Origin of the sequence: Corynebacterium riegelii (genome assembly GCF_016728505.1) — a bacterium.
In the GTDB taxonomy this organism is placed as follows: Bacteria; Actinomycetota; Actinomycetes; order Mycobacteriales; family Mycobacteriaceae; genus Corynebacterium; species Corynebacterium riegelii.
Window position 1 is genome coordinate 358,316 of the sequence record NZ_CP068159.1, and the last position, 23,239, is coordinate 381,554.

General features: G+C 62.1%; 17 protein-coding genes. 1 reads left to right on the plus strand and 16 read right to left on the minus strand.

What is annotated here, in order from left to right:
* On the plus strand, window positions 1–780 hold the full coding sequence (locus I6I71_RS01670; RefSeq protein ID WP_201821799.1) for a hypothetical protein: 780 nt from the start codon (window positions 1–3) through the stop codon (window positions 778–780).
* A gap of 15 nt (window positions 781–795) precedes the next feature.
* On the opposite strand, the gene I6I71_RS01675 is transcribed toward I6I71_RS01670, so the two are convergent.
* The 16 genes from I6I71_RS01675 to I6I71_RS01750 all read right to left on the minus strand — a co-directional run bounded on the left by I6I71_RS01675 (window position 796) and on the right by I6I71_RS01750 (window position 23,078).
* A complete protein-coding gene (locus tag I6I71_RS01675; RefSeq protein ID WP_201821801.1) occupies window positions 796–1,110 on the minus strand; it encodes a hypothetical protein in 315 nt (104 codons plus the stop codon).
* Between the two features lie 18 nt (window positions 1,111–1,128).
* On the minus strand, window positions 1,129–2,229 hold the full coding sequence (locus tag I6I71_RS01680; protein ID WP_052205940.1) for a TRAFAC clade GTPase domain-containing protein: 1,101 nt from the start codon (window positions 2,227–2,229) through the stop codon (window positions 1,129–1,131).
* Window positions 2,226–3,188, minus strand: a complete 963-nt coding sequence (locus tag I6I71_RS01685; protein ID WP_201821803.1) for a hypothetical protein — start codon at window positions 3,186–3,188, stop codon at window positions 2,226–2,228. Before I6I71_RS01685 ends, I6I71_RS01680 begins: the two co-directional genes overlap by 4 nt.
* A gap of 15 nt (window positions 3,189–3,203) precedes the next feature.
* Window positions 3,204–4,184, minus strand: coding sequence for a GAP1-N2 domain-containing protein (locus I6I71_RS01690; RefSeq protein WP_201821805.1), 981 nt, complete (start codon window positions 4,182–4,184; stop codon window positions 3,204–3,206).
* On the minus strand, window positions 4,184–6,409 hold the full coding sequence (locus tag I6I71_RS01695; protein WP_201821807.1) for a hypothetical protein: 2,226 nt from the start codon (window positions 6,407–6,409) through the stop codon (window positions 4,184–4,186). Before I6I71_RS01695 ends, I6I71_RS01690 begins: the two co-directional genes overlap by 1 nt.
* A gap of 3 nt (window positions 6,410–6,412) precedes the next feature.
* Window positions 6,413–9,106, minus strand: coding sequence for a hypothetical protein (locus I6I71_RS01700; protein ID WP_201821809.1), 2,694 nt, complete (start codon window positions 9,104–9,106; stop codon window positions 6,413–6,415).
* Between the two features lie 28 nt (window positions 9,107–9,134).
* Complete coding sequence (locus tag I6I71_RS01705) at window positions 9,135–12,821, minus strand: tubulin-like doman-containing protein (protein ID WP_201821810.1); 3,687 nt, start codon at window positions 12,819–12,821, stop codon at window positions 9,135–9,137.
* A 42-nt stretch (window positions 12,822–12,863) separates the two neighbouring features.
* Window positions 12,864–15,563: a vWA domain-containing protein gene (locus I6I71_RS01710; protein WP_201821811.1), complete on the minus strand. Its 2,700-nt coding sequence runs from the start codon at window positions 15,561–15,563 to the stop codon at window positions 12,864–12,866.
* Window positions 15,564–15,566: 3 nt separating this feature from the next.
* Window positions 15,567–16,178, minus strand: a complete 612-nt coding sequence (locus I6I71_RS01715) for a 6TM ABC transporter family protein (protein WP_201821812.1) — start codon at window positions 16,176–16,178, stop codon at window positions 15,567–15,569.
* 320 nt (window positions 16,179–16,498) lie between these two features.
* The gene (locus I6I71_RS01720) at window positions 16,499–17,443 is read right to left on the minus strand and encodes a sulfite exporter TauE/SafE family protein (RefSeq protein ID WP_101734770.1); all 945 of its coding nucleotides are present in this window, start codon (window positions 17,441–17,443) and stop codon (window positions 16,499–16,501) included.
* Complete coding sequence (locus I6I71_RS01725) at window positions 17,436–18,140, minus strand: sirohydrochlorin chelatase (protein ID WP_201821813.1); 705 nt, start codon at window positions 18,138–18,140, stop codon at window positions 17,436–17,438. The genes I6I71_RS01720 and I6I71_RS01725 overlap by 8 nt, the downstream gene beginning before the upstream one ends.
* Window positions 18,141–18,153: 13 nt before the next feature.
* Window positions 18,154–19,425 (minus strand): sulfate adenylyltransferase subunit 1, encoded by a 1,272-nt coding sequence (locus I6I71_RS01730; protein WP_201821821.1) that lies wholly within the window; start codon window positions 19,423–19,425, stop codon window positions 18,154–18,156.
* Window positions 19,425–20,333 (minus strand): sulfate adenylyltransferase subunit CysD, encoded by a 909-nt coding sequence (cysD, locus tag I6I71_RS01735; RefSeq protein ID WP_201821823.1) that lies wholly within the window; start codon window positions 20,331–20,333, stop codon window positions 19,425–19,427. Before cysD ends, I6I71_RS01730 begins: the two co-directional genes overlap by 1 nt.
* Before the next feature lie 15 nt (window positions 20,334–20,348).
* Window positions 20,349–21,128, minus strand: a complete 780-nt coding sequence (locus I6I71_RS01740) for a phosphoadenylyl-sulfate reductase (protein ID WP_414017443.1) — start codon at window positions 21,126–21,128, stop codon at window positions 20,349–20,351.
* Window positions 21,121–21,402 carry a hypothetical protein gene (locus I6I71_RS01745; RefSeq protein ID WP_201821828.1) on the minus strand — a complete coding sequence of 94 codons (282 nt, stop codon included), beginning with the start codon at window positions 21,400–21,402 and terminating at the stop codon, window positions 21,121–21,123. Before I6I71_RS01745 ends, I6I71_RS01740 begins: the two co-directional genes overlap by 8 nt.
* The gene (locus I6I71_RS01750; RefSeq protein WP_201821830.1) at window positions 21,402–23,078 is read right to left on the minus strand and encodes a nitrite/sulfite reductase; all 1,677 of its coding nucleotides are present in this window, start codon (window positions 23,076–23,078) and stop codon (window positions 21,402–21,404) included. Before I6I71_RS01750 ends, I6I71_RS01745 begins: the two co-directional genes overlap by 1 nt.
* Window positions 23,079–23,239: the final 161 nt, after the last annotated feature.

The following is a 23,239-nucleotide window of genomic DNA, read 5'->3' on the forward strand; positions in this document are numbered from 1 at the left end:
ATGTCATTTGTTGCAAAACTTGTCCAAGCGGTGATTGCGCTGGTTGTGGCTGTAGTCCTGATCATCCAGATGGCACCCGCGTGGGAGTTGCCGTGGAAACAAGGCACGGGCGAGCACGCCTCCTTAGACGCGGCGTTGCTTACCTCGAAGGACCTCACTGGCGAGTACGCACACGATTCCATCCGCCACACCATGCGCCACGGCGATGCCGGTGGCTACGTTGACTTTGAGGCGCGCATCCCCAGCGATATTTATGACACCCAGTGCTTGAGCAACGCGCCCTACTTCTTTACTGCGGCTGACACCACCGCCAGGTCCACCGTCGCGTTTACGGACCTACCGCAGGATTTTGTCGTCGCTCCTGAAGCACCCGAAGACCTCAAGCCGTACATCACCATCGAGGTAAACGACGCCAGAAATGCCGCCCAAGACTACGACCAAGAAATGATCACGATGATCCAGTCCTGCGCCAACCAAGGCAACCTCGGCGCTGCAGCAGGCAAAACGATCACCGCCGAATGGCACGATGACCTGCGCGTGTTGACGTATTACCACCAGTTGCCTGACAGCATTGTGCCGCTGAGCGTTGCCGTGCGTACAGACACCCGCGGCTCCACCTACGTCGCCGGCATGAACGTCCCCGAAGAACTCGTCGCGGACGTGGCTGACATCCAGATCCACCAACTTAGCCAGCGCTCCTACGCGGAGCCGGACTTTTCCACCCCAGTGCCGGGGCTTGCCCAGCTGCTGGGGACGTACCTGTACTGGAACTGGTTCTAGCGTTATTGGCTAGAGCTACTGGGTGGGCTCAGTCACTACCGGGGTGGCTGTCTGGTCAGCCTGGGAGCCGACCTCGTTGATGCCGTCTACAACCCACGGCACAAACGTCCACAGCTTGATCGCCGCGTACACAATCGCGGCAATCACCGCCAGCGCGGAGGTTGCCTTCACCCACATTGCGGCACGCTTGCGCTCGCCTTGGGCTTGCTTCTCGTTGTGTACCTGGTCTTCCTGCGCAAGCTGCTGCGAAGTCATGGTGGCAGGGCCGCCTTGGAATCCAGGGGCTGGGTAGCCGGACGCCGGGTAGCCGTTGGCTGGGTTGTTAGTCATGGTTGGTCCTTTCGTGCCTTACACGCGGGGAACGTCAATGCCGTACGCGGCAAGCAGGGAGCGAATCGGGTCGAGGCAACGGAATGGGGCGATGCCGCTGGAATCTACTTCATCGTCGCGGGTTTGGAAGCCCAAGGCAGACACCGCAAAGCAACGGTAGAAGTCCTCCGGGTTGCCCTGGCGCAGCCAGCTTTCCAGCTGGTTAAACAGACCACGGGCGTCCAAGGTGACCAGCATGCTGCGGATCTCTTGGTGCAACAGGTCGTTGTCGTTTTGGTCCCATGGGCGGTTCACGCCAGCACCTTCACGGTTGAACGCGGCACCACGGTTACGCATGATCACGTCCATATTGCGGGGTTCGCCCTGGGTCTCGGCGAGTTTCTGCAACACGTCGAACTTGGACATGGTGACGGCGATGCGTGGGGGTGCTTGCTCGGGGCGTCGATTAGCTTCAATGATCGCAAGCACGTTGCGAAGCACCATCGCCGGGTCCGTACGTGCACCGTCCTCCGGCTGGGTCATGCCCGGCAGACCCGCCAGCGCCAGGCGAATGTCTTCATCCGCCAACGGGTCAAAGAGGAACACCACCAGGTCCGCGTTGCTCAAGAAAGCAAGCTCATCCTTCACAGCAGCGATGTCATTGTCCTGCAGATCCTCACCAGCAATGTCGCGGAAAACCAGGAAGATCTCCTGCTGGCTTCGCTGCCCCATAAGCAGCGGGCGATCCATGGAAAAGATCAACGGCTCACGCGTGTACGTGGCGTTATCCCCAATACGGCGAGTGGACTCGAGCGCCTTGCCTTCTTCAAACAGTCGGGTGCGGAAGTGCTCCTCATAGATCGCTTCCGTATCCGAGGTAGCCGGGCGCCAGTTTCCCTTGACCTCATTGGTGAACTGGCTCAGCAGCTCAATCATCACCGCTAGGTATACGCTCTTGCCGGAGGCACGCGCACCCGCCATGGCAACGGTGATCACACCTGCGCCCTGCCAGCCATATGGCAACTCCTTGCGGGCGCAGTTCCGAGACTGCCCTTCAGGCGTGGTGTGCTGCAACGTCGCCGGGTCAAGGTACTCAAAACAGTACGGGCAGCGGGTGGGGATGGTAAACGCCTGGGTCATCGCGCAGCCCCCGAAGCGTCAACACCAGCGAGGTAGAGCCTGTCGCGCAGGTACTCAGAGAGGTTGCGCAGGTAGGTGTGGTTGTCGTTTTCTACGGCCTCGACGATTCTGGGGCCGACCTCGATGCCGTCGAAACGCTGCGGCAAATGATCCAGGTTGACCAAGGTCACGCGCGGGTTTTCCACCTCCGCCGGGATGCCATCAGAGATCACCACAACACGGTCATAATCCTTCAGCGCTGCGTTGAGGGAGCGCGGCCAGCCCACCTCAGAACGCGGCGTCAGCGCAAGGATGGCCTCCTGCGCTGCCGAGGAGGAGCTCACGCGCTTCGGCTGCTGCGCCAGCGAAGACCCCGCCACGGACAGCTCGATCTCCAGCTTGCTCAAAAATTCCGCGAGGAACTTCGCTACCGCACGGATCTGCTCCGGGCGGCTCGCGTTTTCCATCGATGAAGACTGATCCACGTACACCAACACGGAGCGGGGTTCGTTGGTGGCACGTGAAGCGTCGTCAAGCGAAAGCTCCTCTTCGGGGGTGATCTCGCGGATAATTTCGCTGTACACGCGGCTTTGCTCGGATGCGAGCTGCTCCACCTGGCCTGACTTCAGCAGCAGGCCGCCGGGTTGCGGGGTGAAGTGCAGCGGGGTGAACTCGCTGAGCCCTGCGATTTTGAAGCGCTGCAGCTCCACCGTCTCCGCATGGCCGGTCTCCGGCTTGAGCTCGACCACGATGTGCGCCTGCGCGTCAGTGACAAACTGCATGGTTGCCACCGGTCGGATGGTCAGCTGCCCCGGGCCATTAAACCCACGCGCGTAGACCGTCTGTGCACGCATAACGTGCTGCTCCACGCCCTCAATCTCGTAGGCAAACTCCGCAGGTGGGGTGATGTGTACTTTAATCTGCGCGCTGAAGCCGTTGCCGTGCACGAACGCTTCCGCGCCTTGCTGTAGGTGTTCCATGTTTCGTCCTTCGGGTTAAAGATTCAGCTGCCGCATAGCGTCGCCCAGCCGCGGCCTGTCGGGGTTGAGTGGGGGTTGCGCATCCAGCGCCGCGATGAGCTCACCGTGGCTCGGGTAGTGCTCAAGGGCATTTTTGCTTGCCGACGCCCACGTGCCACCCACCCCATAGCCCTCACCAGCATCCTTCGTATTGATCACCTCTACGCCATCCATACGCGCTGCAGCCTCCGCATCCTCCACCGGGATTGCCACAACGGCGCGCCCGCGGAACTGGCTGTAGCGATCCACCTGCAGCGTGGCGGCGCGCTCAAACGTGGAGAACCGGAACAGCTCACGCGCCTCTTTCCTGGACATCAACGAGCTAATCACCGTCAGCCACGTCTGCGCGTCCATGGAGTTGTTCACCACCAACACCGGTAGCTTCTCGCCCGCTTCCAGCGTGTCGAGCACCTTCCACACCACATTGGTGCGGTCAATGCCCATGAACATGGAGCGGATGATCTCCCACGCCAAGTCAATGTCAAAGTGTGGGCCGGCGTCTGGGCCGTTGTTGTCCTCGCTCAGCTCCACGCCGTCTACACGCTTGGACAGGAACGGCATCCGGAAATCCGGCGAGTGATACGCCTGGATCGGGTAGATCAATGTCGAGTTCTCCACCTGCGCCGCGTGATCCACGTAGATGTGGGTAAACGTGTTGCCCTGGCGGCCGGAGGAATCTTTGCCGGCAGGACGCGTGTGCAAAAACACGGCACGCTCGTACCACGGAATGTACTCCATACGAATCGGCAACTGGTCTACCTCTTCGCTGGTGAGGAAGTCGCTGACCTCCTGCACAGGCTTGAGTGAACCGCGTACGAAGTGGTTCACAAACTCCTCATCCTTTGGGTGCACGTTGCGGCTTGGGCCGAAACCCCAGCCGTCGCCCATGCCCGGGCCGAACGATGCGTACGTGAGCTGCGACCAGCGGGTGCGCTGTTGTGTTTGCTGTTCCACCATTAGCGCTTCCTCCTAAACAGGCTGAAACGTCCACCGGATTCCTTCTGTTCCGGCTCCGGTTGCGGTTCTGACTGCTGATATTGCTGTGTTGGTGCTTCCTCGGTGTAGTACAGCTGGTTTAGTGGCGGGTCCAAGAGCACCGGCACCGGTTGCGGGTGCTCGCCCTGACCCACAGACTGCTGCTCATAGACCCGCTGGTAGCCACCAGATGGGGTGTAGAGGAACAGGCGCAAGAAGATGTTGCGGCGCCCGTACAGCTGGTTCATGTCAATAGCGAAAGACTCACCCGGCATCTCCTGGCCACTCAGGCGGTCGCGCGTGAACGGTTCGCGGATATCAAAGATCTTCTCTGCGTATTGACGCTCCGCCGAAGGCGCACCAAACGATGCCGCCCTACGCCACACATTCAACTGCAACTCTTCACGCGTCGGGTCAATCGGCAGCGTGCCTTCCTGCGCCATGAGCACGAAGCTCTGCCCAAAGGTATCCGCCCGGTCATTTGCGTGAATACGCACCGACAGTTGCGCAGGTGCGCCCGCCGGAGCCTCGTTGACAATCTCATAGCTCATCTTGAGCAGGCCCGGGTAGTTCAACACCGTCGGCTTACCCGGCACAGTCTTGCCTTGGTGCGAACGGTACGGCATCAAAATCAGCAACGACGGAACCTGCAGGTTCACCTGGTACCCGCCGCGGCGGCGGTACTGGTTCTCACTGATACGCCCCAAGTGCTGCACAGAAGGGTTGTTCTGGATAGCGTCCGGGTCACTGAAATCCAGGTTGTCCGTGTTGTAGATATCCGCGGTGAAAAACTCCACGCCGGCTGCATGCTCCGGCCAGGCAAACGTGATCAACTGCTCGTCCACACGCTCAAAGATCCGTACGTCATGCGCCTCACCGCAGCGTACCCACGATGCCGTGGTGCCAATCATCGCCTGGTTTTCCACCACGTTTACCGCCGTGATGTACATGGAGTAGGCGTCGCTCTTCCAGTCCGTGGCAAACTCCGTAGCGTCGCGCGGTTCCAGCCTGTTAGACCAGTCCCCGACCTGCAATCCGTACTCGCCGAGGTTGTCAGCATCCACAAGCTGGCCCGCCGCACCATCGGCCACCGGCTCAGCAGAACGGTAAATGCGCACCTCACCAGCGCCTGGGCGATCCCAGGACAGCGTGAAACGGTCCCCGTCGAGCGAAATCTGTGGCGTGATCTGTGTCAGCTCCGCCGGCACGTCCACTGCCTGCTCATCCGAATAGGCAGACATGTGCACGCCAACTTTTCTGCGCGCCTGGAACACGTACGCACGGCCGGTGGACTTCGGTGTCAGTTGGAAGCCGCGCAGGTTGTTCTCATTCTCAAACTGCTGCACGCGCCCGTGGACGTTATCTAGCAGGAAGATCTCCACGCTTTCCGTGCCGTCGATTTCGGCGTAGCTGCCGTAAATGCGGCCGTCTTCAAACGTCACATGCAGGTCATGCACCGGCTGGACGTACACGCCCACACCCACCAGCTTTGGCTCTGCACGAAGCGCCTCAATCTCACTATCGCCCTCGTTGAGCCACACGTGATACGAGCGGATCGCGCGGTCCATGTCGGCCTCATCCGTCCACAAACGGCCAGCGGTAATGGTGCGCAGCAGACCGAAGTTCGGCTCCAGCTCATTGTCATTCATGATCGAATCACGGCTGAGGAGACGGAAGATGCGAACCTTCGCACCGCTTTCCGGCGCCACCCATGACACCTCGAGCGTGCCTTCCTCATCGCCGCGCGCGCGAACCATGACCTCGCCGCCCTCCACGCGCAGTGGCTCCGGGTGGGTCCACACGTCACGCTCCGCGAAGTCTTCAGCCCGCAGGTTCAGGGGCTTCGGCTGCTCTTGGCGAGCCGGTTGCGGTTTCGGTTCTGGCTTCGGTTGTGCGGGCTCCGGCTGCGGTTCAGGCTGTACAGGTTCCGGCGCAGGCTGTGCGGGTTGGGCCTGTGTCGCCTGCTTGAAAAACAGGTCCGGCAGCGGCGTACCCTTCACAAAATTGCCGGTGGCAACCGCTTGCAACAGCTTGGTCAAGGAATCGCCCCACATGGCAAGCGTGGGCTTGTCCTGCCACTTTTCAGGATCATTCTTGGCACGAAGGAAGGTACCCAGCTCAAACGCCGAGGGCAGCAACTGCTTATCAATGCCGCGGCTCAGTGCCTGCTCACGCCAGGCGTTAAGCGCCAACAACTCTTCATTCATGTCTTAATCCAATCCCGGAAGTTTCAGTCCATCGCTTGGCGACGGCGCCGGCGTGCCGTTACCACGCATAGCGTCTGCCTCATCACCAGCGAACACGAAGGAGGAGCGATCCCCCGGGTGACCGAACTGCACCAGCAGCTCCGCCACACCGACCTGATCACCAGTCTGGCGAGAGATGCTGTGCTGCGTCTGCGACGTATCAATCACATTCGCATTGCCGCCCGCCCAACCAGTGGACGTAACAAAAGTGCCGTTGAACGTGCCAGCATCCTTCACGTTTGCCAGTGCGGGCATCTCACGCGCGGCGGCCAAGGAACCAGCGCGGTACATCTGCTGCTTGCTCAGCAACGCATCGCGCACGCCGTTGTCGTTGCGCTCAAGACGCTGAACAACCTTCTCCCACTTCTCACCCGTGCGGTCTGCATCCACAAACTCCGGAGACGTCATGGCCTTCGCCAACAAGTCAAGAAGCTCCTGGGAATCCTCGCCCTGAGACATGAGGAAGGAATGCCTGTCACCACCCTGGTCGCCGTAGCTTGCGTTGACCATGTCAAACGCACGCTTCAAACCAGCATCCACGCGCTCTTCCAGCCAGCCCTGGCGGTAGTACTCTTCACGCACCGAAGCAACAAAACGCTCAATCGCCGCCGAATCCGGCACTGCCTCAGTGATGCGTACAGACGCCGGCATCTGGTTCATCGGCACCGGCGACTTCGTCTTCACCGACGCAATGGTGCCAAACGGACGCTCAAGCAGGGATCCGTAGATCTTCGAGATAGACAAGAACTGCAGGTAGCCGTGCTGGATCTGCACGTATGCGCGCTCTGCGGCATCCATGTTGGTCTTCGCAGCCTCACGCTCAGAGCGGATCTGTGCACGCGCGTTCACCGTGCGGAAAATCGCCAGCGTTTCCAGCCACACCTGGATAAGCCAGCACACCAGCCACAGCACAAACCAGAGGCCAAACATCCAGGCCTTGACCTTGGTCGGCGCCTCATTCAAGTTCTGTGCGAACAACCAGCGCGGCACCATCGGGTTGGCGGCATCAGGCCACCAGTTGCCAATGCCCCACGCCAACGCGAAGATCGCACCAGACCAGAACACCACGTACCCCAGCCAGCGCCACCAGCTTGCACCACCGCTGGTGTTGGTGATGCGGCTTTCGCGACCCTCCAGCTCGTAGTAACGATCACGTGCCACCGCGTAGTCATTCCACAGCTGGTCTTCTGTAATCACCAGCTGCTCGCCTACACGCGACGCTAAAGACTGGGAGTTCTTGCGCTTCCACGCCTGGAAACGCTGCACGCCATCGTGCGCGCCACGGAACTCGGAGGTACGCAGCTTCTCTTCAAAACCGCGGATGCCCTTAATGTCATAGGGCTGCAGCGGCAGCTCACTTGCCTGACCACGCAAGCCAGCCGGCAGGTCATTTGCCGTAAACGCAGCACTCGGGCCCGGGATGATGTCTTGGGCCGAACGCGCCGTGTTCAACGCCTGATTGGACGCCTTCAGGTACGGCGGGACCTGCTTGCCGTCATCATTAAAGCTGCGCAGATCAGCATCAGCCAACGCCAAAGAGGTGTCGATGTACTCGTCCCAAAGGGGGCGGTACAAATCGCGTCGGAAAGCAGAAGCTCCCTGCACCGTCTCCTTGCCCACCGGCGGGGTGGCCGGCATGGTCTCCGGGCCACCGACGCGCACGCGGGAATCCGCACCCAGCAGCTTCTGAGCCTCAGAGTTCACCTTGTCGCGCACGTCTGCGGTGAAGTTCTGCAGCGCAATGACAGGCCAACGCACCAGGTTGCGCAGGTACAGCTTGCCCACGTCCTTGGCAACCTCGGTGGCCTTCTTGTACTCGGTTGCCTCACGCAACGCCTCAGTACGCGGCGCCTCAATCTGCTCGCGGTGGTTTTGCAGGATCTGCTGTGCAATCTGTTGGTTCATCCCTGCCAGATTCGGCAGCGTTGTCACATGCAGCGGCTGGCCTGCCGGCGTGGTGCGCACCTGCGGCAGCTGCGCCACGTTGAAAATCTGGTCCTTGAGCTGGGCCTGGATCTCCTGGGCGTCTACACGGCGGTAGTAGGTACGCACCAAACGCAACCCATCACCAGCCGCCTGATCCGCCACCGGGATAGAGGTCGCGCCCTTCCACAACCCACACAGACCAGCCAGCTTGCAGGCCGCCGACAGTGCGAAATCCTCCGGCGCACTGTTGTCCGCCTTGAAAATCTCTGACGCCGGGATGTCCGGGCTTTCAGACTCCTCCGGAGCCAGCATGAGGTTACGGAAACCAGCGATAGTGGGCAGTTGCTTGCTTACGCGCGCGCCAACCTCTGCAACAATCACATTCGCCGAATCCGCGCCCTGCAGTTCGCTGACGCCCGTGTTACGGATCTGCTGCTGCAGGTCAGAGATGTGGTGCTGCTCAAGCGTGCCCACACCCTGGTCTTGGCCCAACACGTTGAGGGTTACCACGTGCACCGGCACGCCGCCGACCTTGTTCAACAGCTGCGAGAGGCTTCCGTAGAACGGCTTGCCCTCATCAGCGTTACCGATGAGCACGCCGGTTGCGGGATCCTCTGCGTCAATCCAGATGCTCTCGCCCACCAAGCCAAGCGCGGCCAAGTCAGCGATGCACTGGCGAAGCCGCCGGGAAAACGGCCCTTTGTGCAGGAAAGTACTAATTGCTTTTGCCATGATGTTTGCTTGTTCTCCTGCCTAGTACTTAGTCCAGACCCGGCATCTGCGGCATTGCGCCGCCGCCGTCAAACGCCTGGCCGGTCGGCGGCGTAGGCTGCGTCGGCTGCGGCTGGAACTGCTGGCTTGCACGCGGATCACCGGAGTTAAACGCCCAGTCCAGCGACACCAACAGATCATCAATAGCCGCAATGTAATCCGGCGTGAGATCTGCAAACAGCGGCAGTGCGTACGCAATCTGCATGTCACGGATGTCGCCGTAGGGGTTCTCGGTCTGACCGCCCAAGAAGCCATCGCCCGAGCCAGCCTTTGCCGGGCTGTACGCCACAGCCAGCTCGCGTTCCTTCTGCAGCCACTCCTTCGCAGCAGCCAGGCGCTGCTCTGGGGTGACGTTCGGGCCGGTGCCCTCCACCATCAAGAACTCACCATTCGGGCGCTGGCCGCTCCACAGCCAGTGGCGGAGCACATCCTGGCCGCTGGTGTGGTTCACAATCTGGTTATCCCCGTACAGGCCTGCTTGCGGACGCCACTGCGTAGGCATGTCACCTTCATCCCACAGCGCACGCAACGCCAAGTAGGGCTGGATGGAGCCCATCACTGGCGGCTGCGAAATCTTCGCCCAGGCCATGGTGGCGTTTTCCAGAATTGCCGGCAGGTAGTTGCGGCGGTGACCCAGCGCATGCGGCGGGGTTAGAAGCGGGGTGGCAATGGTCAGCCACTTATCGCGGGTCTGGCTGTTTGTACGCACGTCATAGATCTGGATCGGATCATTGTCCGCCGTCGCGCGTACCTCCTCCGAGTGGTAGATGCGGCCGGTCAGCTTGCCCACGAAGTAGCCGCGGATCATCGCACCGCGCTCAATGTCACTCATCGGCAGCGCTGCCGACAGCGGACGTGCGCGGCGCATGCGCCAGAACTCATCACGATCCGTCGGGGTGGAGTACGCATCCCACTGGGCAGCAGCGCGCGGCAGCACAGAGCTGAAGACCACCGGCGGGTACTTTTCAAAAGAACCGGTGATGCTGATTTCGCGCAGGCCACCGTTATTACCAAACGCGTCATCCAAGGACTTGTGGCTGTCAATGTTTGCCGCACCACCCTTGAACGCCGTCAACGCGTCTTTCATACGACGCTCCAACGGGTGGTTCTTAAACGGAATCGTGGTGAACACGAAGTCATAGGCAACAGAGGTGCCCAGAAGCTCCTGCAGCACCGCCTTGTCCACCTGGGCCAACGGGAGCGCAAGCTCAAGGGCCAGTGAGAACTTCTGCTCAAGCAGGTCCTCACGACGTGCGCGCTCGTGTGCTGGGTGGCCATCCGCATCCACGTAATCCGCCAAAGACTCAGATACGAACGTTGCGAACGAGGTGCCGGTGCGGTTGATGAACTTGCGGGAACGCTCCAGCACTTCCTTGGAGCCAATCTTGAAGTCAAAGCGCGGCTTGCGATAATCCACGCGCTCACCCGTGTGCGGGTTCACCGTGTGCTGCTGCGGGATCCACCACATGCCGTCGCGAACAGACAGCAGGTCGCGCGGCGCCGGGTCCGGATCCGCACCCTGGTGCCAGTCTCCAGACACAACGGCGCGACCAGCCTGGCCAAGCCCCGTGTCGAAGGAGACAGTGTCATCCCCACCGTTCGGGCGAGCGTTCTGGATGTGCTCCTCGAAACGATCCTTGAACTCATCAATCGGCGTAATAGACGCCTCCGTCGCAGGCGCGCCGAAGCGGGAATCCACAGCACCGTCGCCCTCGGCAGGCCACAGGGACGGGTAGATCGTCTCCAAGCGAGAAATGCCCATCTCCGGGTCAGAGGTAACCATGCGCTGGGAACGCAGCTCATCGCGCTGGCGAGAGATCTCGGCGTCCAGTGCCTTGATGAAGTCATTGTCAAAGGAACGCAGCAGCTCAGCAATCTGGCTTGCAATGAACGCCACAGCGAACTGCCGAAGCGCAGGATCAATAGCGGTACGGATCAGCTGCAGGTACTCGGTGCTGTCCGGGATGCGGCCCAGACCAGAGATGCGGTCACGCAGACGGCCGTCCAACGTAATCCACGGCTGTACCTGGTACTGCTCAAGCTTGGGCACGGTGGTGTTCTTCAGCTCACCCTGCAGGCGGTGCAGCAGCTCCTGCGCGTAGGCAGCACCGTGCTTGCCCACCTCATGGCGCAACTGGTCCAGCAGACGACGCTGCAGCGCCTCCGGACCAGCCCACTCCACAAGCGCGCCGTAGAACGGGCGCTCAGAGCGCTGGTCACGCGTGAATTCTGCATTGATGCGTTGAGAGGCGTTGCCAAGCTCGCGCTCTACAACCGCCAGCCATTCGTTGCCCTTCTGCTTGTTGGCATTCGGGATGGACTGGGTAATCGCGCTGACCTTGCCAGCAACCCAATCATTGATCACGCCGCCGAAGTTGCGGCCAATCCACTCCATCGGATCGCTTGCCAGCGGCAACACGGTGCCCATATTGTCGCGGAAGCCAGCCCAGTTGCTCTCCACACGGTCACGCAGCTGCTGCGCTTCGTCCTTGCCAATCTCCTGGCGGTCAAAGTGGCCGGACGTAATGTGGTCTACCGCCCAGCGTGCCAGGCGCTGCGCGGAATACTCGGCGTAGCGCTCACGGCCCATTGCCACGCGGCCGTAGCCGAACGTACTCCACGGCACGAACGGGTACTCCACCGCACCCCAGCCGTACATCGGACTGCGCTTGGACTGCGGGTTGTTCATGATGTGGGCAACGTAGTTGGCCATTGCCTGGTGGTCCGTAAACAGGGAGGCCAGACCCAGGCCCAGCGAACGGTAGATGTCAGACGGAGTGCCGTTGCCAATCTCCGTGATGCGGTCATCCGTACCAACCGTGCGGCCAACCGGGAAGATACGGCCCACCGGCAAGGAGTTGACGGGAATGTTCAGGCCAAGCGCCTGGTAGGTTGCTGCGTCCGTCTGGGAACCAGCACCGGCCTGGCCTGCGGCTAGCTCGGCGAACATTGCCAGGGCGTTCGGGTTGGTGCCAGCCATCTTGTCCATCGGTGCGTCCGCACCGCCGGTGAACACGTCCGGGGTCACCATGTACAAACCAACACCGCCGTTATCAATACCCGGCAGCGCGCTGACCAGGCGGCACACGTCCACAGCCATGGAGGCGCCCGAGCCACCCGCCATGGAAGAGATGATGAAGACGATCGGGCCGTCCGTCTCCTTGCTCTGGCCGGTCTCAGCAGCGATTGCTGCAAGGTCAGCGTCGGTCTCAGCACTAATGACCTCAGCCCAGGAACGGTTGAGCTGCGCGTTCACTTCCTTCAGGCGGTTCAGGATCAAGATGCGGCCCACGCCACGGTACTGGCCGGCACCACGAGCAACGTTGAGGTTATCCAGCGTGTGGTCCTTCAGCGCCCAGTTGGCCAAGGTGCCCAGCTTCGCCTCGCTGGCTGCGGCGGCAGCAATGTTCTGGCGCACACTTGGCAGACCCGCATTGGAACCACAGGCCACGTAGTCGCCGCCAGCCTCGGTCACGCTCGGCAGCTTGGAGTTTTCCACAACCTCAGGCACCAGCGGCGCGTCGATGGAGACGAACTTCCACGCATCCGGCAAGCGCTTGTTCTTCGCCCACCACTGCGGCGCCTGCTTCTCCAGTGTCGCCTTGAGCTCATCCATCATGTAGGACATCGTCTTGGCGCCACTGCCGCCGCAACCGACTACGAAAACCTTGTACATTGCTGTTCCTTACGTTCCTTTGCGTGCCGTGAAGTTATGAAGTTAGTTGGAGCCGAATCCGCCTTGCGACGGCGGCGGTGGCGGCGGCGTCTGAGGTCCCGGGCCAGAGCCGAAACCACCAGAGGCGAAACCACCCGGGGTTTGGCCTGTCTGCGGACCTGGCTGTGCACCCTGGCCGAAGCCTGGCGGTGGCGGCGGAGGCGTCGGGCCACCAGGGTTTGTCGGGCCACCAGGGCCGCCGTTGCTGTCGCCGCCGTTGCCTCCGCCGAGATCATCAAACGGGTCAGCCCCCGCTGCACGAAGGTCATGCAGCTCACGCACCAGTTGCGGCGCGTTGGTGGAGATCTCCGTGGCCATCTGCTTCAGCTGCGCCTCCGGGGTGCCCGGGTTCAGAAGCGCAACCACGTCGTAGGAGTTCGGGCCACGGTTGCTTGCCGCAACAAACCACGTGTTCGGCAGCGCCAGCGGCAGCTTCGCGGCACCCTTGACCTGCTCGCCATCACTGCTTATCGACGGCACCTGCTCCACCAACACCGGCGCATCCGCAAACGGGTTGGGGTGGAACCCACGAACCTTGCCGTTGTAGCCAGACGCGCTAAACGTGGTAGAGGTCAGCTGCGCCGGGTTCATCAGTGCTTCCTGGGAAGACAGCTCCGGGCGACCGTTGACAAACTGCGCGTTGGTGCCCTCCAGCTCAATTGGGAAGAGCTGGGATCCAAGCTGACGGCGCGTAGGAATGCGCGAGGTGACAAAACGGATCAGGTAGAACACCAAAAGCGGGATCAACAGCGCCGCAAGCAGGGCACCGATCAGCGCGCCGGTGAACTTCGCCGTGTTCAGCGGCACCGTGTAGGAACCGTTGACCGAAACCGGAACATGTGCCGCGTCGACCTCACCGTTGAGGTCCGCAACGCTGACGTCCACGTTGCCATTGATAATGCCCTCGGTGGGTTCAGCAACCGTAAACGTCACCGGCAGGGTTGCCGTTTCACCGGCGACCACCTCAAGGGCGTTGTCTTCGGAGTCATACTGCGAAGCCACATTCACTGCATCCACACCATCCGGCAGAGCGTTTGCGCGGATCTGCGTACCCGGCTCAATCCACACCTTGCCCGGGCCCTTGACAGTTATCTCACCCTGGCCGGTCACCGTGTCAGAGGCGAACTGCACCGGACCCGCCACCTGCGGCAGGTTCTGCGGGGAGACCGTCACCGCCTGCTGGTTAATGAACGGGCTGAACGTGGTCTTCGGCTCGCCGGAGGTGGACACCACGGTGCGTGCTTCCAGACGGCCAGAGACCGGTGCGCCCTCAATCTTGGACGCCGGGATCTCAATCGACCCGCCCGCAATGTCGGCGTTTTCTACCAACACGACCGGCTCGCGGCCATCGGCCTCAAACACGATGGTGGTCTTGGCTTCGCCAGCCAACGGATGGACGTCGCCGGAGCCGTTGATGAGTTCGGCGTGGATCGTTTGATCGTCGAAAAGCGAAAGGGGCCCCTCGGACACCTCATCGGAGCGGAAACGAACCTGCAGGTCAGGCTGGATCTCCACCTGAGAAATCACGCGACCTTCGGCCTGTTCCGGATCAAAATCAACAAAGCCGAGCTTCCAGGTGCCAGACCAATCAGCACCCGGGCTCAGGCGCATGCGGCCGCTGACGCGCTGCGTCGGCTCGGTAGCCGTGGTCCACTCAACCGCAGCACCGGCAGCCTCACCGCGGCCGGACTGCGCCAAATCAACCGTGGAACCATCCGGCGCAGTCAGCACCAAGTGCGCGCCCTGCCCAAGATTCTCCTCCGCGATCGCGTTGAACCGCACAGCGTCAATCGACTGATCCAGCGTGAACTCAAACGTCTGCGCCGCCGGACCCTCATGCACCGCATCACGGCCGGAAGACAGCGCGCGCTGGAAGGCCGCGAACAGGCCACCTACGTTGGAAGCCTCAAAGAATGCGCCGTTGAATGGCGGCTGGCCACACGGTTCGCCTCCGGAACCATCAGTGATGCCGCGCATCAAACCGAAATCAGCCGGCTTATCCGGCGAGGACAAACCGATACCAACGTTGGTAATGCCGCCCGCACGCAGACGGTCCGCAATGCCACCCGCGCGACAAATACGCTCACGTGCAGCGTCCTCACCCTCCTGGGCAGTCAACTCACCATCCGTGAACGTGACCAGCAGGCGGCACGGGTTCTCCGAACCGGAACGCGCGAAATCGTTGTACGCACCCTCAAGCGCGTTGGCGTAGTTGGTGTACACCTCTTCCCAACGATCCTGGAACTGCGCAATCTCGCCCTTGACCTTGTCAGCGCTCGACTCGTTGAGCTCCTGCCACGGACCGTAATTCGCTGAGTCAGTTGCACCCGAGTGGTACTCCTGACCGAAACCAGCCACACGCACGCGCACATCCGCGCCCGTGTCTGCTTGGCGAGCCACCAGCTCATCCACAAAACTCTGCGCCGCCGGAATGCGGTTGTGATCATCGTCCGTACCCGGCACCGACGTATCAATAGAACCGGTAGCCTCATTGAATTCACCGACCAACGAGCCGGTCTCATCCATCAAGATGACCACATCAAGCGCACCACGCTCAGCCATACAAGCGCCAAGCTGCGGCAACGCCTCATTCGGCGCTGCAGGTTGGCTTAGGCCAACGCCCATGCCGGTGAGCGCCGCAAGCGATGCGGCCGCCGCCGCGGCCAAACCACGACGTGCAATGCGGGAAACGTTTACCCCCATGAACTACTGCCTCCCGAACCAAAGCGCGAACATGATGCTAGACAGCACCACAGCGATAACCAACGCAGCCACCGTTGCGTACAACAGCGCCTGCTTCCAACCAACGATTTCGTACAAGCCTTCAGCGCGCGCCTGCGTGTTCTTGGAAAAGTACAGGCCCAACGCGGAGACACCGACGATGCCGGACAGCGCCCAGGCAACGCCGCTGAGCACGCCCCACTGGGCATCGATGCTGCGCAACGGACCGAAGCCCGCAATCGCCAACATCACCAGCGAGATAACCGCCAGCGCCAAACTTGGCACCAGCATCAGGTGCGGTGCGGATGTGGTGGTGAACTCATCCGACTGGTCGCCGTACTCCGGCTCTGCGCTGCCGCCGAAAGAGTTACCGAAGGACGAATCGCGCCCCAGCGACTGGGTCGTGTCCTGACCCCACGAGGGCTGCTGCGGCTGGGACGGCTGCGCCTGTTGTGGTGACGGGCTCCCCCAGCCGCCACCAGACGGGGCCGAGCCCCACCCGCCACCTGGGGCTGCAGGCTGCGACGAAGGGCCGGACCCCGGCTGAGGCGCACCCCAACCTCCTCCGGATCCCCAGCCATTATTCGGCGTTGACATGGGTTTGACTCCAATCGGTTGGAAACAAGCTGGCAACCCCCTGCGACCATGCGTAATTATGCACTTCCGGAAGTTGCCGTGACGAAGAAAAATGTTAGCAAAGGCCACCCACACTGTCTCGGGGTCCTGCACGTTTGTACGAATTCGGCGTGCGTGCCGATGCGGGAAGTGTGCCCAAGCCAAATGCAGCTACCTACATGCAGCTACCTGCCGTTTTTTCGCTTGGTAGCCGGGTGTAGGTAGCTGCAAACGCGTCGGGAGGGGGCGCAACCGACCCCGCCGCGCAACCGACCCCGCCGCGCCGCCACGCCGCGCACCACCTACTCCACCACGGCCACGCGCTGCGGCGGGTCCACCACCAGCGGCGTCGCGCCCTCGGCAACTGAGGCCGCTTTCGAGTTCGCCCGCGCTTTGACGGCGCCTCGCCAACACAGCACCGCGCCAAGGCACAGCAGCAGAACACGCACGACCCACAGGTGCTGGTCAAGTCCCACAGCGGCAAGGACTACCGGCAGGTTCAGCACTGTAATGAGCGTGCCTACAAACCCGCCGAGGATGATCGGGTTGATGCGCGTGACCAGCCACGCGGCGATCGGTGCGGCAATCACGCCGCCGACCAGCAGCGCCACCACCGCCGCCAGGTTGGCCACCAGTTGGTTCCACATGCCCACCACAAAGCCTGCGGTGGCAGCCGCGGTGACCAGGAATTCGGCGGTGTTGACGGTGCCCACGATGCGTCGCGGTTCACTGCGTCCCGCAGATAGCAAGGTGGAGGTGGTGACGGGTCCCCAGCCGCCGCCACCGGTGGCGTCGATAAACCCGCCGGCCAAGCCCAGCGCGCCGAGGAATCCCTTGGAGTGCGGTTTCGGTGACAGCTTGCGCCGCGTCAGCCCGCGGGCGAAACGCAGCATCAGGTTGACACCGATTGCCGCCAGGACCAGCGACATCACCGGCCGCGCGTGCTCCATAGATAAAGAGGACAGCAGCAACGCGCCCGTAAAGGAACCGACCGCGCCGGGGATGCCGATTGCGGCCACCGTGCGCCAATCCACGTTGCCGAAGCGCCAGTGCGCCACACCCGAAACCAGGGTCGTGCCCAGCTCCGCGGTGTGCACCACCGCCGACGCCGCTGCCGGTGTCAGCCCGGCGAGCATGATCAAAATCGTGGTGGAGGTGGCGCCGAAGCCCATGCCCAAGCCGCCGTCTACAAGCTGCGCTGTAAATCCGGCCACTGCGATAAACAGCAGGGTTGTTGTACTACGCATGGGTCACCTCCAGTGAATTCAGTGCTTGGCTAAAACGCTTCGCCACAATCGCGGCCAGATCAGTGCCCAACGGCTCCGAGAAGCTCGCCCCGGGCAGCGCCGCACGCGCGCGGTCTAGCAGCAGCCCGTGCGTGACAAACATCGGCAGCACATGCAGCGCACCGTGCGTCCGCTCCAGCGCCCGCAGTTCCTCTACTCCCCCGCGCGTTGCGGCCACCACACTGACCGCCCGAGCAGTTTGCTTTTCGACGCCCAACGCAACCTCCCCATACCGCCCCGCCGCCACCGGATCCGACGTGCCAACCGGATACAGGACCACGTGGGCGCCAACGGGCGCATCTTGCAGCACGCGCGCCGCTAGCACGTCCACCAAGTCCTGGTCGATGCCAAGGCCTTTGGCCAGCGTCAACGACGCCTGCGAGCCAGCAGATTCACGTGCCTGCGCCTCGCGTGCTTCGGCCACATGCTGCGGCACGTCATAGCGCGCGTGGAACGCATCGGTGAACAGCAGGGGCACGATGATGGTGGGTTCGGGGGTGTGGCGTGTGGCGTCGATAAGCAAAGGCTCATCGAACTCCAAGTAGGCGGCCTGCCCGCGCACCCCGAGGCGCCGAGCTGCGGCGCGGGTGAGTGCCTCAACGCCGGCGGCCGCGCGCGGGTGGCGCGAACCGTGAGCGAGGGTGATCAGGGCAGTCATGGCCGTATCCGTCCTAGCGCAGGCGACGGCCCACCAGGCCGGCCGCAAGCGTGTTCCCGCTTGCCTGATCTACCAGCAGGAAGTTGCCCACCGCGCCGCGGGCCGCGTACGGCTCCACGGGAAGTTCATCGGCGGTCTGGATGGTCACATGCGCGATGTCGTTGAGCTGCACGTGCTCCGGATCAAGCGTGTCCTTGTCCGCGCTGTCAATGTCCAGAATGCGCTCCACGCTGGCAATACGCGCACGCACAAGTGCTGTGCCGTAGCGCAGCTTCACTGCCTGCCCGGCGCGCAGGTCCTTCTCCGTAAGCGCGACGATGGTGGCAGCGAACTCCCTCGTTTCTGCTGGCCGAGCTTGCGAGGTCAGCAGGTCGCCGCGGGTCAGATCGATCTCGTCGCTAAGCCGCAGTGCAATCGAGTCGCCGGTGTTGGCGGTGGCCACTTCGCCGTCGGCGGTGTCAATGCCTGCGACCGTGGTGGTGCGACCGTGCGGGGCGAGCACCTCGTCGCCCACGCTGATGGAACCTGCGGTGACGCGGCCGGCGTAGGCGCGGTAGTCGCTGGCGTGCTCGCGCAGCACGTACTGGATGGGGAAGCGGAAATCCAGGTCATCGGCGCGCCCGTGGGTCACCGGGATGGATTCCAGAAGCTCAAGCACGGTCGGGCCGGTGTACCACGGCGTTTCCACGGAACGCTGCGCAACGTTGTCGCCCTTGAGCGCACTAATCGGCACCACGTGTGGATCGGCGATGCCCAGCTCCGCCGTCTTTGCGTCGAAGGTGGCCTTGATCTGGTTGAACACGTCCTGGGAGTAGTCCACCAGGTCGATCTTGTTCACGGCCAGGATCACCGTTTTGACACCAAGCAGGCTCGCCACGTTAAGGTGGCGCACGGTTTGTTCGACAACACCGTTGCGGGCGTCTACAAGCAGGACCACAACTTGAGACGTGGACATACCCGTCACCGTATTGCGCGTGTACTGCACGTGCCCTGGGGTATCGGCCAGGATGAAGGTGCGTTTGTCGGTGGCGAAGTAGCGGTAGGCAACGTCGATAGTAATGCCCTGCTCGCGCTCAGCACGCAGGCCGTCAACCAGCAACGACAAGTCGAGGCCCTCGAAGCCGCGGTCGGCGGAGGTGCGCTCAACGGAAGCAAGCTGGTCTGCAAGCACGGACTTCGTGTCGTGCAAGAGGCGGCCGACGAAGGTGGACTTGCCGTCATCAACAGAACCGGCGGTGCACAGGCGCAGTGTCGCACGGTTGGCTAAAGCAGTGGTGGCAGTCATCAGAAGTAGCCCTCCTTCTTGCGGTCCTCCATTGCGGACTCGCTCAAGCGGTCATCCGCGCGGGTTGCGCCGCGCTCGGTCAGGGTGGAATTGGCAATCTCTACAAGCACCTGGTCAATGGTGGCCGCATCCGAATCAACGGCACCCGTGCAGCTCATATCGCCCACGGTGCGGTAGCGCACGCGGCGGGTCTCAAGCTGCTCGCCCTCCTTCGGCCCACCCCAGTCGCCGGCAGTCAGCCACATGCCGTCACGGTTGAACACCTCGCGGTCATGCGCGAAGTAGATGGATGGCAGCTCAATGCCGCGCGCACCGATGTACTCCCACACGTCCGCTTCCGTCCAGTTGGAAATAGGGAACACGCGGATGTTCTCGCCCGGCAGCTTGCCGCCGTTGTACAGATCCCACAACTCCGGACGCTGGCGGCGCGGATCCCAGCCTCCAAAGGAATCGCGCACAGAAAACACGCGCTCCTTGGCGCGGGCACGCTCCTCATCACGACGCGCACCACCCAACACCGCGTCATAACCAACCTTCGCGATGGTCTCCACCAGCGGCACCGTCTGAAGCGGGTTGCGCGTGCCGTCTGGGCGCTCAGTCAGATCACCACGATCGATCCAGTCCTGCACGTGCGCCACGCGAAGGCGCGCGCCGGTCTCCTCCACCAGGCGGTCCCGAAACTCAATAACCTCCGGGAAGTTGTGGCCCGTATCCACATGCAAAAGCTCAATCGGCATCTTCGCCGGCGCGAACGCAAGCATGCACAAGTGCAGCACCACGCAGGAATCCTTGCCACCGGAAAACAGCAGGCCAATCTTGTCAAACTGGCCAGCCACCTCACGGATGATGTGGATGGACTCATTTTCCAAGTCCCGCAAGTGCGGTGAAAGCGGTGAACGTTCAGTCATCGTGTTGCTCCTTACTTACTCGTGCAAACCGCACTCAGTCTTCGCGGCAAACGCCCAGCGGCCAGCACGCGGATCCTCACCCTCAGCTACCGGCATCGTGCACGTGGCACAGCCAATCGACGGATACCCCTGGCGCGTCAGCGGGTGAATAATCAGATCGTTGTCCTGCTCAAACGCCTCGGTTTCCTCCAGCGTCCACGTCACCAGCGGGGAAATCTTCAACCTGCCCGTGGCATCAAGGCTTAGGGCGGGGGCTTCGGCCCGCGTCGGGCCGTCCGCACGCCTCAAGCCCGTAATCCAACCCACGTACGGGCTCATGTGCACCGCAAGCGGCTCCACCTTGCGCATCCGGCAGCACGCGCCCGGGTTGCGCAGGTACAGGTTCGGGCCGTACACCTCGTCCTGCTCCGCGCGGGTCAGCTGCGCTTTCGCGCGCACCAGGCGGTGCTGCGGGTAGCGGTGCTCCACCGCATCGGCCACCTCAAGCGTTTCCGGGAAGTGGTACTCCGTGTCCAAGAACAGGAAGTCCGCGCCCGGCAGGTAGCGCTTCGCAAGCTCCGCAAGCACCGTGTTTTCCATCGACAGCGTCACCGCCAGCGGGCCCGGCGCGTGTTCGTGGGCCCAGGCGAGGATTTCTTGCGCGGAGGCGCTAAAAAGCAGCGTGCCAAAACGCTCAACCAGCTCGGCGTTGCGCTTAGCAATGTCCGGGTCCAGCGGCTCGGTTGTTTTCGGGCCTTCGGGGCTGACTTCCGGATCGCGGAAGCTGGCCGTATTCAGGTGCAGCATATTATTCATCTCGTTTTCCATCCCCGTCAGTATTCCCGCTCCCGGCCAGCACCGCAGTGTGACCGCGCCTGGCCAGTGAATCCTGCAAGGCCTCGGGGGTAGAGCGCGCAGGTGCCGGCGGTGTATCGGGCGCGTCCTGGCCGTGGAACTTCACTTCAAACACGCGCAGGCACTCGTTACACTTCCAGGCGAAATCCGTCTCCTCGTTCGGCTCCAGCTCCTCGCCGCCGCAGTACGGGCAGTACGTGGGGAAGTTTCGGTTGGGGTTTGGCGCGCGGCGCATTACTTCAGATCCTCCTCATCAGCGCGCTGCACCCAGGTGCGGAACGTCTCAGCAGGCTCACGCTTGTCTAGGTAGTTGCCCACAACGCGGGTGACGTAGTCCGTCAGCTCGCTGGAAAGCACCTTGTGTCCGCGCAGCTTGCGGCCAAAGTTCGCGCCCTCACCGATCGTGCCGCCCAGGTGTACCTGGAAGCCCTCGACCTTTTCGCCGTGGCCGTTGTCCACCATCTGGCCTTTAAGACCAATGTCGGAGACCTGGTGGCGCGCGCACGCGTTCGGGCAGCCGTTGAGCGAAATGCTGATCGGAGAATCCAGGTCCCCGAAGCGCTCCTCCAGCTCATCGGCCAGCTCAATCGCCCGGGACTTCGTGGTCACGTGCGCCAGCTTGCAAAACTCCAGGCCAGTACATGAAATCAGACCCCTACGGAACTCGCTCGGCTCACTGGATAACCCCAAGGTTTCAAGTTCGAGCTTTAGCTTATCGACGTCCCCACGCCCCACCCCCAACAGCAACAGCTCCTTAAACGGGGTAAACCGCAACTGGGTCACGCCGTATTTTTCAGCCGTGTCGGCCACGGCAATGAGTTGTTCACCGGACATGTGGCCAAGCGTTGGCTTTACGCCGATGTAGACGTTGCCGTCCTTTTGTTCGTGGACGCCGATGTGGTCACGGTCAACGAGGTTGTTGGGCGCGTGTGGGCCGTCCGCAAGCGTATAGCCCAAGTAATCCTCTTCGAGGACCTGGCGGAACTTCTCCACGCCCCACTTCTGCACTAAGAACTTCAGGCGCGCGCGGTTGCGCAGGCGGCGGTAGCCGTAATCACGGAAGATGCGCACCACGTTCGCCCAGACCTCCGGCACCTGCTCAAGGGTGATAAACGCGCCAAGGGACTGCGCCAGCATCGGATTGGTGGACAAGCCACCGCCGACGTAGCACTCGAAGCCGGGGCCGAGTTCCGGGTGCTCGACGCCGATAAACGCGAGATCGTTGATCTCGTGCACCACGTCCTGGCGCGCGTTGCCGGAGATCGCGGACTTGAACTTGCGCGGCAGGTTCTGAAACTCCGGGTCTGTATAGATCTGCTGGATCTTCTGGATGGCCGGGGTGGCATCAATAATCTCGTCCTTGGCAATGCCGGCTACTGGCGAGCCCAACACCACACGCGGTACATCCCCGCAGGCATCCCACGTGTTCAGGCCGTTGGCTTCGAGCTTCTCCCAGATCGCCGGGACATCCTCAATCCGCACCCAGTGGAACTGGATGTTCTGCCGATCCGTCAGGTCCACCGTGGAGCGGGCGTAATCGCGCGAGAGCTCCCCTACCGCGCGGGCTTGCGCGGTGGAGCAGATGCCGCCGTCGAAGCGAATGCGCATCATGAAAAACTTGTCTTCCAGCACCTGGTTGTCCTCGCCGGTGAACTCGCCGCCCAGGTTCTGCTTGCGCTGCGTGTACAAGCCCAGCCACTTGAAGCGCGGGTAGAGATCCTCACGGTCAATGGAGTCGAATCCGCCCTTGGCGTAGGTGTCAATCACGCGCTGCTTAACGTCCCAGATTTCAGACGCCTGCTTGATGGCTTCGTCGGTGTTGAGGGGCGTGTGGCCGTCGATAAGCCACTGGCCCTCCGGTTTTGGGGTGCGGGCTTTCGTAGCTGGCTTGGTGACTGCTGGTGCGCTCATGGCCACTTCCTAACTAGACCGATCGGTTTACTAAATGCGGTTTATTTGCGTTGTTTCGATAGCTAACCGTACCGGTATGTCTATTGCAATATCGTTGCTGAGAAAGTGGGTTTAAGTGGGGCTTTAATAGTGAATGTTATTCTTTGATAGCGCCGTGCGAG

Excerpts from the sequence above, each read along its gene's own strand:
- I6I71_RS01670 (WP_201821799.1), top strand. The coding sequence starts at position 1 with ATGTCATTTGTTGCAAAACTTGTCCAAGCGGTGATTGCGCTGGTTGTG.
- I6I71_RS01675 (WP_201821801.1), bottom strand. The coding sequence starts at position 1,110 with ATGACTAACAACCCAGCCAACGGCTACCCGGCGTCCGGCTACCCAGCC.
- I6I71_RS01680 (WP_052205940.1), bottom strand. The coding sequence starts at position 2,229 with ATGACCCAGGCGTTTACCATCCCCACCCGCTGCCCGTACTGTTTTGAG.
- I6I71_RS01685 (WP_201821803.1), bottom strand. The coding sequence starts at position 3,188 with ATGGAACACCTACAGCAAGGCGCGGAAGCGTTCGTGCACGGCAACGGC.
- I6I71_RS01690 (WP_201821805.1), bottom strand. The coding sequence starts at position 4,184 with ATGGTGGAACAGCAAACACAACAGCGCACCCGCTGGTCGCAGCTCACG.
- I6I71_RS01695 (WP_201821807.1), bottom strand. The coding sequence starts at position 6,409 with ATGAATGAAGAGTTGTTGGCGCTTAACGCCTGGCGTGAGCAGGCACTG.
- I6I71_RS01700 (WP_201821809.1), bottom strand. The coding sequence starts at position 9,106 with ATGGCAAAAGCAATTAGTACTTTCCTGCACAAAGGGCCGTTTTCCCGG.
- I6I71_RS01705 (WP_201821810.1), bottom strand. The coding sequence starts at position 12,821 with ATGTACAAGGTTTTCGTAGTCGGTTGCGGCGGCAGTGGCGCCAAGACG.
- I6I71_RS01710 (WP_201821811.1), bottom strand. The coding sequence starts at position 15,563 with ATGGGGGTAAACGTTTCCCGCATTGCACGTCGTGGTTTGGCCGCGGCG.
- I6I71_RS01715 (WP_201821812.1), bottom strand. The coding sequence starts at position 16,178 with ATGTCAACGCCGAATAATGGCTGGGGATCCGGAGGAGGTTGGGGTGCG.
- I6I71_RS01720 (WP_101734770.1), bottom strand. The coding sequence starts at position 17,443 with ATGCGTAGTACAACAACCCTGCTGTTTATCGCAGTGGCCGGATTTACA.
- I6I71_RS01725 (WP_201821813.1), bottom strand. The coding sequence starts at position 18,140 with ATGACTGCCCTGATCACCCTCGCTCACGGTTCGCGCCACCCGCGCGCG.
- I6I71_RS01730 (WP_201821821.1), bottom strand. The coding sequence starts at position 19,425 with ATGACTGCCACCACTGCTTTAGCCAACCGTGCGACACTGCGCCTGTGC.
- cysD (WP_201821823.1), bottom strand. The coding sequence starts at position 20,333 with ATGACTGAACGTTCACCGCTTTCACCGCACTTGCGGGACTTGGAAAAT.
- I6I71_RS01740 (WP_414017443.1), bottom strand. The coding sequence starts at position 21,128 with ATGAATAATATGCTGCACCTGAATACGGCCAGCTTCCGCGATCCGGAA.
- I6I71_RS01745 (WP_201821828.1), bottom strand. The coding sequence starts at position 21,402 with ATGCGCCGCGCGCCAAACCCCAACCGAAACTTCCCCACGTACTGCCCG.
- I6I71_RS01750 (WP_201821830.1), bottom strand. The coding sequence starts at position 23,078 with ATGAGCGCACCAGCAGTCACCAAGCCAGCTACGAAAGCCCGCACCCCA.